At 59.1% G+C, this 13,008-nt stretch carries 13 protein-coding genes and 1 pseudogene; 9 read left to right on the forward strand and 5 right to left on the reverse strand.

What is annotated here, in order from left to right:
* The first annotated feature begins 15 nt into the window (after positions 1-15).
* From GA0061101_RS25270 to GA0061101_RS25290, 5 genes are read left to right on the forward strand one after another with little or no spacing between them, the layout of a single operon-like run.
* On the forward strand, positions 16-966 hold the full coding sequence (locus tag GA0061101_RS25270) for a substrate-binding domain-containing protein (RefSeq protein ID WP_092575486.1): 951 nt from the start codon (positions 16-18) through the stop codon (positions 964-966).
* Entirely contained in the window at positions 963-1,772 is an 810-nt protein-coding gene (locus GA0061101_RS25275; RefSeq protein ID WP_037197078.1) for an ATP-binding cassette domain-containing protein, read from the forward strand. The genes GA0061101_RS25270 and GA0061101_RS25275 overlap by 4 nt, the downstream gene beginning before the upstream one ends.
* Positions 1,769-2,773 carry an ABC transporter permease gene (locus GA0061101_RS25280; RefSeq protein WP_092575489.1) on the forward strand — a complete coding sequence of 335 codons (1,005 nt, stop codon included), beginning with the start codon at positions 1,769-1,771 and terminating at the stop codon, positions 2,771-2,773. Before GA0061101_RS25275 ends, GA0061101_RS25280 begins: the two co-directional genes overlap by 4 nt.
* Before the next feature lies 1 nt (position 2,774).
* A complete protein-coding gene (locus tag GA0061101_RS25285) occupies positions 2,775-3,845 on the forward strand; it encodes a phosphotriesterase family protein (RefSeq protein ID WP_208865029.1) in 1,071 nt (356 codons plus the stop codon).
* A gap of 30 nt (positions 3,846-3,875) precedes the next feature.
* Positions 3,876-4,646: a glutamine amidotransferase gene (locus GA0061101_RS25290; protein WP_092575492.1), complete on the forward strand. Its 771-nt coding sequence runs from the start codon at positions 3,876-3,878 to the stop codon at positions 4,644-4,646.
* A 2-nt stretch (positions 4,647-4,648) separates the two neighbouring features.
* Here the strand turns inward: GA0061101_RS25290 and GA0061101_RS25295 are convergent, their stop codons facing one another.
* Positions 4,649-5,551 (reverse strand): PfkB family carbohydrate kinase, encoded by a 903-nt coding sequence (locus GA0061101_RS25295; RefSeq protein WP_092575495.1) that lies wholly within the window; start codon positions 5,549-5,551, stop codon positions 4,649-4,651.
* Positions 5,552-5,577: 26 nt separating this feature from the next.
* On the opposite strand from GA0061101_RS25295, the gene GA0061101_RS25300 reads away from it, so the two are divergent.
* Both GA0061101_RS25300 and GA0061101_RS25305 read left to right on the forward strand, forming a co-directional pair.
* The gene (locus GA0061101_RS25300; protein ID WP_092575498.1) at positions 5,578-6,420 is read left to right on the forward strand and encodes a BtpA/SgcQ family protein; all 843 of its coding nucleotides are present in this window, start codon (positions 5,578-5,580) and stop codon (positions 6,418-6,420) included.
* 4 nt (positions 6,421-6,424) lie between these two features.
* Positions 6,425-7,069, forward strand: coding sequence for a TenA family protein (locus GA0061101_RS25305; RefSeq protein WP_092575501.1), 645 nt, complete (start codon positions 6,425-6,427; stop codon positions 7,067-7,069).
* A gap of 212 nt (positions 7,070-7,281) precedes the next feature.
* On the opposite strand, the gene GA0061101_RS25310 is transcribed toward GA0061101_RS25305, so the two are convergent.
* The 3 genes from GA0061101_RS25310 to GA0061101_RS25320 form a co-directional block, all read right to left on the reverse strand.
* Positions 7,282-8,448, reverse strand: a complete 1,167-nt coding sequence (locus GA0061101_RS25310; RefSeq protein WP_092575504.1) for a glycosyltransferase — start codon at positions 8,446-8,448, stop codon at positions 7,282-7,284.
* 258 nt (positions 8,449-8,706) lie between these two features.
* A complete protein-coding gene (locus GA0061101_RS25315; RefSeq protein WP_141694119.1) occupies positions 8,707-10,623 on the reverse strand; it encodes a glycosyltransferase family 39 protein in 1,917 nt (638 codons plus the stop codon).
* Positions 10,624-10,868: 245 nt separating this feature from the next.
* Positions 10,869-11,474, reverse strand: a complete 606-nt coding sequence (locus GA0061101_RS25320; protein ID WP_080760435.1) for a dual specificity protein phosphatase family protein — start codon at positions 11,472-11,474, stop codon at positions 10,869-10,871.
* 193 nt (positions 11,475-11,667) lie between these two features.
* Between GA0061101_RS25320 and GA0061101_RS40315 the strand changes: the two genes are divergently transcribed.
* Both GA0061101_RS40315 and GA0061101_RS40320 read left to right on the forward strand, forming a co-directional pair.
* Positions 11,668-11,868 carry a hypothetical protein gene (locus GA0061101_RS40315; protein WP_244655272.1) on the forward strand — a complete coding sequence of 67 codons (201 nt, stop codon included), beginning with the start codon at positions 11,668-11,670 and terminating at the stop codon, positions 11,866-11,868.
* A pseudogene (locus tag GA0061101_RS40320) lies at positions 11,796-12,017 on the forward strand (SDR family NAD(P)-dependent oxidoreductase); the annotation flags it as partial. The gene GA0061101_RS40315 and the pseudogene GA0061101_RS40320, both read left to right, overlap by 73 nt.
* Positions 12,018-12,046: 29 nt before the next feature.
* On the opposite strand, the gene GA0061101_RS25330 reads toward GA0061101_RS40320, so the two are convergent.
* Positions 12,047-12,991 carry a LysR family transcriptional regulator gene (locus tag GA0061101_RS25330; RefSeq protein WP_092575580.1) on the reverse strand — a complete coding sequence of 315 codons (945 nt, stop codon included), beginning with the start codon at positions 12,989-12,991 and terminating at the stop codon, positions 12,047-12,049.
* Positions 12,992-13,008: the final 17 nt, after the last annotated feature.

Raw genomic sequence — 13,008 nt, forward strand, 5'->3', positions numbered from 1 at the left:
GAGGATGAGAACATGATGAAACAGATCAGACGTCGGGCGTTCAATACCGCGCTCGCTTTCACAGCCCTTGCCGGTGTCGCCATGAGCGCATCGCTTGCTCATGCCGCGGGCAAGACCTATGCGCTTGTGCAGATCAACCAGCAGGCCCTCTTTTTCAACCAGATCAATGAAGGTGCGCAGAAGGCGGCCGATGCGTCGGGCGACAAGCTGGTCATCTTCAACGCCAACAATGACGCCGCGGCGCAAAACAGCGCCATCGAGACTTATATCCAGCAGAAAGTGGACGGCCTGATCGTTGTCGCCATCGACGTGAACGGTATCATGCCGGCCGTCAAACTGGCCTCCGACGCAGGTATTCCGACCGTCGCGATTGACGCTATCCTGCCGGAGGGCCCACAGAAATCGCAGATCGGCGTCGACAACGGCAAGGCAGGTGCCGACATCGGCGCCCATTTCCTCGACTACGTGAAGAAAAACATGGGCGGCAAGGCAAAGGTCGGAATTGTCGGCGCCTTGAACTCCTATATCCAGAACGTTCGTCAGAAAGGCTTTGAAGACGCCATCAAGGGTGATGGGATCGAGACGGTCGGCGTTGTCGATGGCCAGAATATCCAGGATAACGCGCTGGCTGCCGCCGAAAATCTCATCACCGGCAATCCCGACATGACGGCAATCTACGCGACCGGCGAACCGGCTCTTCTTGGAGCGATCGCCGCCGTCCAAAGCCAAGGCAAGCAAGGTAGCATCAAGGTGTTTGGCTGGGATCTCACCGCACAGGCTATCGCCGGCCTTGATGCGGGCTATGTTGTTGCCGTGGTTCAACAGGATCCGGCAGGCGAAGGCACGGCGGCCGTCGAAGCGCTTGCCAAGCTGACGTCCGGCGGCAGCGTCCAAAAAAGCATCTCCGTGCCGATCACAATCGTGACGAAGGAGAATGTCGAGCCGTACCGGGCTGTTTTCAAATGATCACAGAGAATCGGCCTGTTCATGCCGGAGCCGGGGAGGCGAAAGCCTCCTCGCAGCCTCCCGGCCGATCGATGCCGACGCCGGCCGTCTCCTTGCGGGGCATCCGAAAGACTTTCGGCTCGCATCAGGCGCTCCGCGGCGTTGATCTTGATCTTTTTCCCGGCGAGTGCCTCGGCCTTGTGGGCGATAACGCCGCAGGCAAGTCAACGCTTACTAAGATTATCTCCGGCACTTATCTGCCGGATGAGGGGACGATTTCATTGAACGGCGAAGAGGTCCGCCTTTCCGGTCCGGCGGACGCTCGCGACCGCCATATCGAGATGGTTTTCCAGGACTTAAGCCTCTGCGATCATATCGATGTCGTCGGCAATCTCTTCCTCGGGCGCGAGCTGACCAGGGGGCCGTTTCTTGACCGCAAGAGAATGTTGGTCGAGGCTCGCGGGATGTTGGATGCCTTGGAAATCCGCATTCCGCGCCTTTCGGCCAAGGTCGAGAAACTGTCCGGCGGCCAGCGCCAGGCGATCGCGATTGCGCGCGCTGCCTCTTTCAATCCGCAGGTTCTGATCATGGATGAGCCAACATCGGCTCTGGCAGTGGCTGAGGTCGAGGCGGTCCTTTCCCTGATCAATCGGGTCAAGGCCAAAGGCGTTTCCGTCGTCCTCATCACCCATCGCCTGCAGGATCTCTTCAGGGTCTGTGACAGGATCGCGGTCATGTACGAGGGTACCAAGGTCGCCGAGCGCGATATCGGTAAGACCAATCTCGAGGATCTCGTTAAGCTCATCGTCGGGGGAGAAGGACATTGACCCTCTATACCGAACGCGCCAAGGGTTCGCCGCTGGCCGATTTCTTCGGCGAGCATGCCCAGGTTCTATCCATCGCCTTTTTCTTCCTGGCCTGCCTCGTCTTCTTTTCGCTGACGACCACCACCTTCATGACCGCCGGCAATATTCTCAACATCGTGCGTCAGGCCGCCCCCATTCTCATCGTGGCGATCGCGATGACCATGGTCATCGTCACCGGGGGCATCGACCTGTCGGTCGGCTCCATGCTGGCGCTCATAAATGCGGTTGCCGCGATCACGCTCGCCACGGGCCTGCCCTGGCCCCTCGTGTCGCTCGGCATGCTTCTGTTCGGCGGTATTATTGGCCTGCTGCAGGGCTGGTTCATTGCCTATCAGGACATTCCGGCCTTCATCGTCACCCTGGCCGGGCTCTCCATCCTGCGCGGCGTGGCACTCTATCTGACGCAGGGCTATTCGATCCCCATCAATGACGTCCCGGGCTTCTTCTACATGGGGCGCGGCGAACTGGCGGGCTTTCCCGTGCCGGCGCTGATCGCAATCGTCATTGCGGTCTTCGGCTATGTCGTCATTGCGGCCACGAAATACGGCCGGCAGATCGTGGCGGTCGGTTCCAACATGGAGGCGGCTCGCCGTGTCGGCATGCCCGCCAAATGGATCGTTGCCTCGGTCTATCTAGTATCGGGCCTTGCGTCCGCGCTGGCCGGATTGTTGATCGCGGCGCGTCTCGGTTCCGGCTCGTCGAATGCCGCCGTCGGTTTCGAACTGCAGGTGATTGCGGCGGTTGTCCTCGGGGGCACGTCATTGATGGGCGGGCGTGGGACGATGATCGGCACGGTGCTCGGGACCATGACCATCGCCGTCATCGGCAACGGCCTGATCCTGATGCATATTTCGCCCTTCTTCACCCAGATCGTCACCGGCGCGATCATCCTCGTCGCCATCTGGCTCAACACTCGCATCTTCACCACCAATTTCCGGTTCGCCCGCAAGAGGAAAGCCTGACATGAAGATCGACGAGCTTTCACCAGGTCATGTGCGCTCCGGCATGGTAATGACCGTGGACGGACCAATTCCGGTATCCGACCTCGGCGTCACGCTGATGCACGAGCATATCCTCAACGATTGCCGCTGCTGGTGGCATGCGCCGAAGACGCCCGAACGGCAATACCTTGCCGAAGGCTTCGTCTGCATGGAAATCTTGAGTGAGCTTCGGCAGGATCCCTTCGTCAACAAGCATAATATTACGCTCGATGATGAAAAGCTTGCTGTCACCGAGCTTCAGGATTTCGCGGGGCTTGGCGGCCAGACCGTCGTCGAACCTACCTGCCAGGGCATCGGACGGGATCCGCTGGCGATGCGGCGCATATCGAAGGCGAGGGGATTGAACATTGTCATGGGGGCCGGCTTCTATCTCGGCTCCTCGCATCCGGCAAGGGTCGCCGACATGTCGGTCGGTGATATCGCCGACGAAATCGTCCTTGAAGCCACGGTCGGGGCGGACAATACCGATGTCAGGATCGGCCTCATCGGCGAGATCGGCGTCTCTTCCGACTTTACCGCGCAGGAGGAAAAGTCGCTGCGTGGCGCAGCGCAGGCGCAGACACGCACCGGCCTGCCCCTCATGGTGCATTTGCCCGGCTGGTTTCGTTTGGGTCACAAGGTCCTCGACATCGTCTCGTCCGAGGGCGCTGATCTCAGGCATACCGTCCTTTGCCACATGAACCCGTCGCATGACGATCTCACCTATCAGTCGGAGCTGGCCGCCCGCGGCGCCTTCCTCGAATACGACATGATCGGCATGGATTTCTTCTATGCCGACCAGCAGGTGCAGTGCCCGAGCGATGAGGAGGTGGCCCGCGCGATCGTCAAATTGGTCGAGATGGGCCATGCCGGCCGGATACTGCTGTCGCACGACGTCTTCTTGAAGATGATGCTCAAGCATTATGGCGGCAACGGCTATGCCTATATCCTGCGCCACTTCCTGCCGCGACTGAAGCGTCACGGCTTGGATGACAAGATGCTCGACATTTTCATGCGCGCCAATCCACGGTCGGTCTTCGAAGCGACGATCTAACCATCAAGAAAAAACAGAAATGGAAACATCATGACGAAGAAGGTTCTTCTGGTCGGCGAAAGCTGGGTCAGTTCGGCGACGCACTACAAAGGGTTCGACCAATTCGGAAGCGTCACTTTTCATCTCGGCGCCGAGCCGCTCGTCAAGGCTCTCGCAGGCAGCGAGTATGAGTTGACCTATATGCCCGCCCACGAAGCGGTCGAAAAGCTGCCCTTCGAGATGGCGGGACTTGACGTCTATGATGCCATCATCCTTTCCGATATCGGTGCGAATTCTCTTCTTCTGCCACCGGACGTCTGGCTGCATTCCAAGACCGTGCCGAACCGCCTGAAGCTGCTCAAGGCCTGGGTCGAGAAGGGCGGCGGCCTGCTGATGGTCGGCGGCTACTTTTCGTTCCAGGGGATCGACGGCAAGGCCCGCTGGCGTCGCACCGCCGTCGAGGATGTGCTGCCGGTCACATGCCTGCCTTATGACGACCGCGTCGAAATCCCGGAAGGGACCATGGCCGTCATCGAAAAGCCGGATCATGCGACCGTCACCGGCATGCCGAAGGAATGGCCTCTGCTCCTGGGTGTCAATGAGGTCGAGGTGCGGGAACGGGCCGACATCGAAGTCATTGCCCGCCTGCCGGACGACCAAGGCGGCCATCCGCTGCTCGTCACAGGCAAATTCGGCAAGGGCCGCACGGCTGCGTGGACGTCGGATATCGGGCCGCACTGGCTATCGCCGGCCTTCTGCGAATGGGAGGGTTACGGACGCCTTTGGAAGAACATTCTCGGTTGGCTGACCGAGAGGTCGTAGGCTCAGCCGCCGGCAAGAATGTCGGCAAGCTCCTGGCGGCTGGGGAATGCGGATCTTGTTCCCCGCCGGCTGACGGTAATGGCCGCAGCCGCCGTCGCATGGCCGATAGCCCTGATGTCGAGCGCGGCGTTTCTGAGCGCTGCCGAGGCGAGGGCGATGGCCATGAATGTATCGCCGGCACCGGTCGTGTCGACGACGTCAGTGGTAAGCGCGGGGACGGTTGCGACGATTTGGTTTGCATGTGCAAGGATCGCACCTTCGCCGCCGAGCGTCAGAACGGTCTGGGCAACACCGGCTTCGGCAAGGTGGCGAATGGCGTTCTCGCCCGAGGATCCGGTCAAGCTTTCCGCCTCGCCTTTGTTGAGGAAGGCAATGTCGATCAGCGGCCAGAGGTCGGTGAAGTAGGGTCGAAGCGGCGAGGGGTTGAAGGCCGTGGTGAGCCCGCGGCGCCTTGCTTCGGTAAGGATGCCTCGGGTGACATCCTGGCTGAGGTTGCCTTGCAACACGACGAGGTCGCCGGCTGCGGCGTCGTCCAGCGGCGCAAGAGCCTCGGAAAGGGACAGCGCTTCGGCGGAAGCCGTGGTGGTTACGATGGCGTTTTCGCCGTCGGGAGTGGTGAAGATGATGGAAAAGTCGCTGGAGCGGGCAGGACTGCCCGACAGCCGGGCATGCAGGGTTTCTCCGGCAAGCTGGTCGCGGATCGTCTGGGCGCGAAAATCCTCGCCGACAGCTGCGACGAGCGTCGTGGAGAGGCCGGTCCGGCTCATCACGACTGCCTGGTTGGCGCCCTTGCCGCCTAGGTCGCGGGTTTCCTCCCGACCAAGGATAGAGGCGCCCGCTTCGGGCATCGATAATACGGATATGGTTTCGTCGATGGCGACGTTACCGATGACATAGGCACGCATGGCACACCTTCGGAAGGGAAAGAGAAATGCAACTGATATCGGACAGAGCTTCAAGCGCCATAAGGGAAATATTCGGGACTGACAAGGCGCTGATCGGCATGATTCATTGCCCGGCCTTTCCGGGCGCGCCGCGTTATCGCAGTGCCGCGATGGACACGATCTATGACGCCTGCATGCGCGATGCGGAAGCGCTTGTCAAAGGTGGCATGCATGGGCTGATCATTGAAAACCACGGTGATATTCCCTTCTCCAAGCCCGAAGACATTGGACACGAGACGGCCGCCTTCATGTCTGTTATCACGGATCGCATTGCCCGTGCCGTCGGTGTGCCGCTTGGCATCAATGTGCTTGCCAATGCGCCTATCCCCGCCTTCGCGATTGCCATGGCCGGAGGCGCGCGCTTCATCCGCGTCAATCAATGGGCCAATGCCTATGTCGCCAATGAGGGCTTTATGGAGGGCCGGGCTGCCGAGGCGATGCGTTATCGGTCGCTGCTGCGCGCCGAGCATATAAGGGTTTTTGCCGACAGCCACGTGAAGCATGGCGCGCATGCCATCACCGCAGACCGGACGATCGATGAATTGACGCGCGATCTTGCCTTCTTCGATGCCGACGTGGTGATTGCCACCGGCCAGCGAACGGGCAATAGCGCGACGATTGAAGAGATCGAGGAAATCGGCGCGGCAACGCATCTGCCGCTGCTCGTCGGATCCGGCGTCACCAAGGACAATATCGTTGAAATCCTCAGGCGTACGAACGGCGTCATTGTTGCCTCCTCGCTCAAAGAGGGGGGTGTCTGGTGGAGCCCAGTCGATCCAGCCCGCGTCGCAGCTTTTGTGGCCGCTGCTGCACCCGGCCTGGAGGCGTGAGCAAATGATGCAAAGCCTCTCCGACCAGATGCTCGAAGAAAACCGCGATATATTCGATGCCATGGTTCATCATCGATTTGTCGAGGACATCAAGGCTGATCGACTGCCAGTCGCCGCTTTCGAGCGCTATCTGGTTTTCGAAGGCGCCTTTGTCGATACCGCGATCGCGATCTTCGCCTATGCCACCGCCAAAGCGGAGACGATGGCGCAGAAGCGCTGGCTGATCGGCGTGCTCGACGCTTTAGCCAATCAGCAGATCGCCTATTTCGAAAAGACCTTCGTCGTCCGTGGCATTGATCCGGCCAGCTATGACACCAGCCGCGAGGATGTCGCCGCTTTCCGCGACGGGATGCTGGCGATCGCGCGCAATGGCGGCTTCCTCGATACGATTGCGGCGATGTTTGCCGCCGAATGGATGTACTGGACCTGGTCGAAGACCGCCAGCAGATGCACGATCAACGATCCGCTTCTGAAGGAATGGGTTGCGCTCCACGCCGAACCGGCATTCGAGGCGCAGGCGCGATGGTTGAAGACCGTGCTGGACGAAGCCGGCGAGACGCTGGATGCCGCCGAGCGCAAACGCCTGAGCATGATTTTCGGACTGGTGCAACGCTTGGAGATCGATTTCCATGAGGCGGCCTATTCCTAGAACCTCAGAGATGACCCGGGGTTAGCAATCAATGGGCCCGATCGCTCACCTTTTTCATCTGCACCGCAAACACTTGGCGCTTCCGACCATCGTCAATGCCGTACCGCCGCTGTGGCAACCTGGCACGAAATCGTGTTGTCGATTGCCCTCATAGGTAGGTCCACAACTCCGCTCATCCTGTGTCCCTGTCCAGATTAAGCCGAAGCCTCCAATCAGCCTGCTCGCCGCCAGGTAATCATGGAGCTGGTAATATAGTTCCAGCCTGCACCAATGACGGCTCCCGCCAGGCCGGCGAGCCACCATTGCGGCTCCCGACTGTAAAAAAGTGACGACACACCGGTCCCTGCGAGAACTCCAATGCTGCAAAATGCCGAGAACAACATCAAGCCTGTCAGGAATCGCACGCCGCGGCGGCGTCGATCTCTATATGTGAGGGCATTGTTGAACGTGTAATTCGAGACGACTGCGGCCAACATGGCGGCAGCCTGGCTGACCGGAAACTCCAGCCCGCCCAGCAGCAGCAGCCGCAAGATAGTCAGGTGAACGACAACACCGCTAAGGCCGACCAAGCCGAACAATAGCATTCGCGAGGAGATAATATCGCCCGACCATTTTGCGACGAGGAGCCCAAGATATTCGAATACCACCAATGCATCCAGTTTGCTCTCGCCGTGAATCCTCGGCCGAAACACGTATGAAATCTCCCCAATTTTCAAGGGAACGGGCGATGACGCTATAATATCCAGCAGGATCTTGAAGCCTTGCTGCGAGAGCTTCGGAGCAAGCTCGTCGATCAGCGCGCGTTTGACCATGAAAAACCCGCTCATCGGATCGGACGTCTCGATCCTCAGCAGACGCCTGGCAATCCGGATGGCCATCTGACTTCCCACTTGGCGGACGCCAGTGAACCCCTCAGACGACGAGCCTTCCCCGCCATATCTCGTTGCAACCACCAGATCGGTCCGATTGCTGCGCATCATGGCAAGCATGGCTACCAGCCGTGTTTCATCGTGCTGCAGATCAGCATCCATAACGGCAACGATAGGCGCCGATGTCGAGAGAATGCCCTCTAGGCAAGCACCGGCAAGTCCGCGCCGATGGATCCGTCGGATCCCTCGGATACGCCGATCGGTTAGAGACAGGCTTCGCACGACATCCACGGTCTTGTCGCTTGAATCGTCATCAACGAAAATCACCTCCCATGCGATACCGACAAGCGCAGCCCGAAGGCGTTCGATGAGCGGGACGATGTTTTCACGTTCATTGAAGGTCGGTATGACGATGGAGAGCTCAAAGCCCTCCTGCCGTGGGATTTCGCTCTTTAAGATTGCCAAATCCCCAGGCCATGCGCTGATGGGAGCCAAACGAGATGAAGTCATATGGGTCTAATATTCCTTGGAGGGAAGAGCGAGTCCTGTCGACGAATTCGCGGAAGGTTCGAGCCGAACACATGCGACCGCTTCAGCGGCTCATGAAGCCAATTTGCTCCCACGAATCTTCCTCGCCCATTGGCCCGCCATGACGCCGGAGCGACTTCGATATCGCCTATATGCCACGATCACCTGACAATACTCTGAATTCGCGTCGAAATTTGGGACCTATCCACCCATAGCACATGTAGCCGGCACAGGAAATGTTTAGCCTCCCGACGACGAGACGCACTGCATGCCTGCATTCTCGCAACCACCAAGATTAAAACCCACGCGATAATAGAAGCTCCCAACGACGACGCCGTTCTTTCGCACGACCTGCTCTTGAATGTCGGTCAGACGCGAGAAGTATCGAGGGATGTCGTCTTGCTCCAACTCGTTTCGTTTCAGGGAAACGAGCACTGCTGTACTTCCTCGCACTGTTTTGGCCGGATGCCAGACGTCATACATCAGACTGCTGCCGCCAATGGCGCTCAGCCCTATTGAATTGTCTCGAATGCGCTGTGCTTGGCGCGCATAGAAGGCCATTTCGCTGGCAAGGAAGTAGTTGTCCGTACCGATCAGCACGACGGGAGCTGCATTCTCCTTGGCTACCGTGGCCTCAATTGCGCCGACCGCCTCGCCGAATTCGCTCCACGCGACCGGTAATGTGCGGATGTTATGAATGTAGCCGACCCCGGGTAAACCCAGAACCACGTAATGAAAAAGCACCGCATAAACAGCCGTTGTGATTCCGATCGTCGGTATCCATGCGCGTCTCAGGCGCCGTCCCAGCCACCGCTCTTCTCCTGCCGCTCGGGCAAGCACGGATGCGATGAAGGGAAGGACCGCGAGCCACAGAGGGCCGGTCCAATTCGGCTTGTTCTCATGGAAAAGGCTGAAGAGAACAAACACACTAAGCGGGATAAGCGTGAAGAGGAGAACGAAAAGCGCTCTGGTCGCGCCTGGTCGTGATCGGAGTGCAGAGACATTTTCCTTCAGGCTGGCGGCCGCGGCGATGAGGCCGGTGGGGGTCAATAGAACAGCGGCGCTGACGATGAGAGATGGCAAAGTGAATTGAAATGCCTCACCCACGCGTCTCGACCCCTGGAATGCGAAGGACATCCATTGGTGCGTTGCATTCCAGTAAACCACTGGCGAAAATAACAGGGCCGAGATTGCAGCGGCAAGATATGGCTCTCTTCGACCAAGCCATCGGCGCGATCTCGGGTCGATCAAAACGAACAGCAACGCTGCCGGCCCCAATAGCAGTATCGTATACTTCGACAGCAGGCCTATACCAAACGACAGGCCAGCCCCGAACCAGGCAAGACGCTTCTCACCAAGGAGAGCTCGCTCCAGAAAATACAGCGTGGCCACCCATGCTGCAGCCAGCGGCGCGTCCGGCATCATCAGAAAGCCGGTTGAAAAATAAAATGGGAGCACGGCAACCAGCAGAGCGCACGCTATTGCCGTCGCCTTATCGAAGAGATTCCGCGCGAGATAGAAGGAAAAACCGGCGGTCAACAGCCAACAAATATATGCGCCGACGCGAACACCGAACTCGTTATCTCCAAAGACCGTGGTTCCCAGCCAGATCAACCATGCGACCATCGGCGGATGATCAAGATAACCGATGTCCAGATGCTGCGCATAATTCCAATAGTAGGCCTCTTCAGGCAGAAGGTTGGCGAAACCGAGAAATACGAGGCGAAGTGAAAGAAGATAGATGATGAGGCCAACCGCCGCGAACAGCTTTCGCCTTTCAATGGATATGGTCGGCCATAAGAAAAGCGTGTCGCCCAGCAAACCAATGGCAGCACTTGCAAGCACCACGGAGGCGCCGGAAAGAACGACCGGAAGATTGAGGGTTGTCATTGCGACAACGAAGATTCCGCCTCTCAGACTGAGCGTCAAAAGCCTCAGGAAGAGGAAAATTGCCAGCTGCTGCGAACTGGAATTGCTGTCCACAGCGGGATCGATCCGCGCCAAGATCCCGGTCGCAATGCAGACAAAATATAAGAGAACACCACAGACGAAGCTCAGAACGTGAGCTTTCATCGGGTCGATGCCAACTCTGATCAGCACCACGAAAGCCATAAAATCGAGAAGCGCGCATATCATGCCAACGACAAAAAGGCGCATGACAGTGTGCTTGTGTGTGGCCCCAAGAGCCTGAACCTGTCGCACGATATTATCCGATCTCAATTTTCTCTTGTTGCCGATGATCCAGCGTGCCCGAGGGGTATCTCTAGCCAGCGACGTTGCTGGATGGGCAGCGGACAAGACCAGCCTGATGCGTCTCTCGGTCGTGCCGAAGGCCTGCGAGCTACCATCGACGCCCAGCTGGACGCATTCACTTCAAAAAAGTCGCCGCTCAGCTTCCGTCGCTATCGCACAGTGGCACCGTTTACAAGCTCGGCCCGCGCCTGCTTTTTGTCCTGAGCCTCGACATCCTCCCAGCTCCTGTCCATTGCGTAGGCCGCTGAAACTACGGGTATGCCCACATGCCCATAATAGAAGGATAGTTGCTCTTCAGCTCTGGCCTCATCCAACCCGGCAATCTTCCTGACATAAAGTGCTGCGGCCAAACCGCTGCGATCAGAACCCGAGAGGCAGTGAATAAGGATGGGTTTCGGGGCCGAGGCCATCAACTCGACAAGCCGCTGCGCCTTTTCAGGCGAGATAATTTTCGAAGCCGACATACCAAAATCGATATGCGTTATGCCAAGGCCACGAGCCGTCGTGACTTCATCGTCATACCACGCAGCACCCGGATGCGTTCCGCGCAGATTGATGACTGTCTTGATTCCGTGTGTCCGTATGTAGGAGATGAGCTCATCGGATGTTGGCTGAGCCGAGCGGTAAAATTGGCCATCAATCACCGAATGAAAGTTACCGGTGGCCTGCAGAAGGCCAGCATAAGCCGCGCAACTCGCGCCCAGAATTCCGATGGCGCCAAGGGCGGCGAGGGCCACCTTGCGAAATACAGTCATTGCTCTTTCAGCCCGTCCTTCTGTGAAGTTTCCATGACATGCCGCAAGAGCCTGACAGACGCCTGAACAATGGCGGCGCAAAAATGCGAAACGCCTGTCAGAACATACGGACCAGACGTGTGTTGATTTTCGACCAAATCCGCAGCGACTTGCCGCGGCAAATACGGCCGTCTAGGTGGGAGAAGGAAGCATCATGCCATTGGATCTGGCTGGCAGGACAATCGTGGTCTCGGGCGCTGCCGGCGGCATGGGTCGCGCGGTCGTCAGCAAGCTCGCGGCAACGGGCGCGCGCGTCTGCGCAACGGATCTGTCGCCAACGTTCTGGAGCTCGCGGCGAGTGGCGCAGACGAGGTGGCCTCGATCGCTGGCGATGTCACGAAATCGGACCATGTGAACACCATCTATGATTTCGCAGAGAGCAAGTTTGGGCCTGTCGACGGTCTGGTCAGCAACGCAGGCTTCATCATTTCGAGGTCAGTCCACGAAACCTCCGAGGACGAGTGGGACAGCGTCATGAACGCAAACGCCAAGTCCTTCTTTCCGATGGCCAGGCGAGCCCTTCCACGGTGCAGTCATGCCGCCGGCATATGCGGCGTCTCGCAGGGCGTCGTGGTGGTTCGCTCCGACATGGAGGGATCGGCATCGATGAGGGCGGTCAGGAAATCGAGGACGATCTTGACGCGTTGGGGAATGTTCCGGCGCGAGGGGTAGACGAGGTAGATCGGCAGCCTTGCCGGGGGGAAGTCCTCCATCAAGTGGATCAGCCGGCCGGCGTATATATCCGGCACGGCGATGATGTGGGAAAGGATGGCAAGGCCGGCACCCGCAAGGGCGGCGCGGTGGATGGAGAGGGCATTGTCCGCCACCAGCCGCGGCGATATCGGCACCGCGATATCCTCGGATCCATCGGAGAAAAGCCAGGCGCGGCCGTGGCCGCCCCTGGCGTAGCAGATGCAGTCATGGGCTGAGATATCGGCAGGGACCTTCGGCGGCGAGCGCCGAGCGATGTAAGACGGAGCTGCGACGAGGAATGCCGTCGTCCAGCCGATACGGCGGCAGATGAGGCTGCTGTCGGCCACGGCGCCGATGCGTACTTCGAGATCGATACCCTCTTCGATGAGAGCGGAGGCCTGCTCCCGGAAGGCGAGTTCGAGCGACAGGTTCGGGTGCGCGCTGAGCAGGTCCACCAGCCGGTCGCTGACGAGAAGGCCGAGGGGAGCGGGCAGGGCGAGCTTCACCTTCCCTGATGTGCGCGTGCCATCCGGGCATAGGGCGTCGCCAAGATCGTCGACATTGCCCAAGATCCGCAGCGCGATCGGCAGTACGCGCTCGCCTTCCGCCGTCGGAGACAGGCCGCTCGTCGTGCGGTGCAGAAGCCTCGTATTGAAGTGTTTTTCCAGCGCCGCAACCTGCCGCGATACCGCCGGCTGCGTCAGATTAAGATCGGCGGCTGCGGCGGAAAACGAGCCGGTTTCCGCTACCCGCAGAAATGTGCGCAACGCCGAAACGATATCCATTTCGCTGTCCCCCATAC

Source organism: Martinezella lusitana, assembly GCF_900094565.1.
Lineage (GTDB): Bacteria > Pseudomonadota > Alphaproteobacteria > Rhizobiales > Rhizobiaceae > Rhizobium > Rhizobium lusitanum.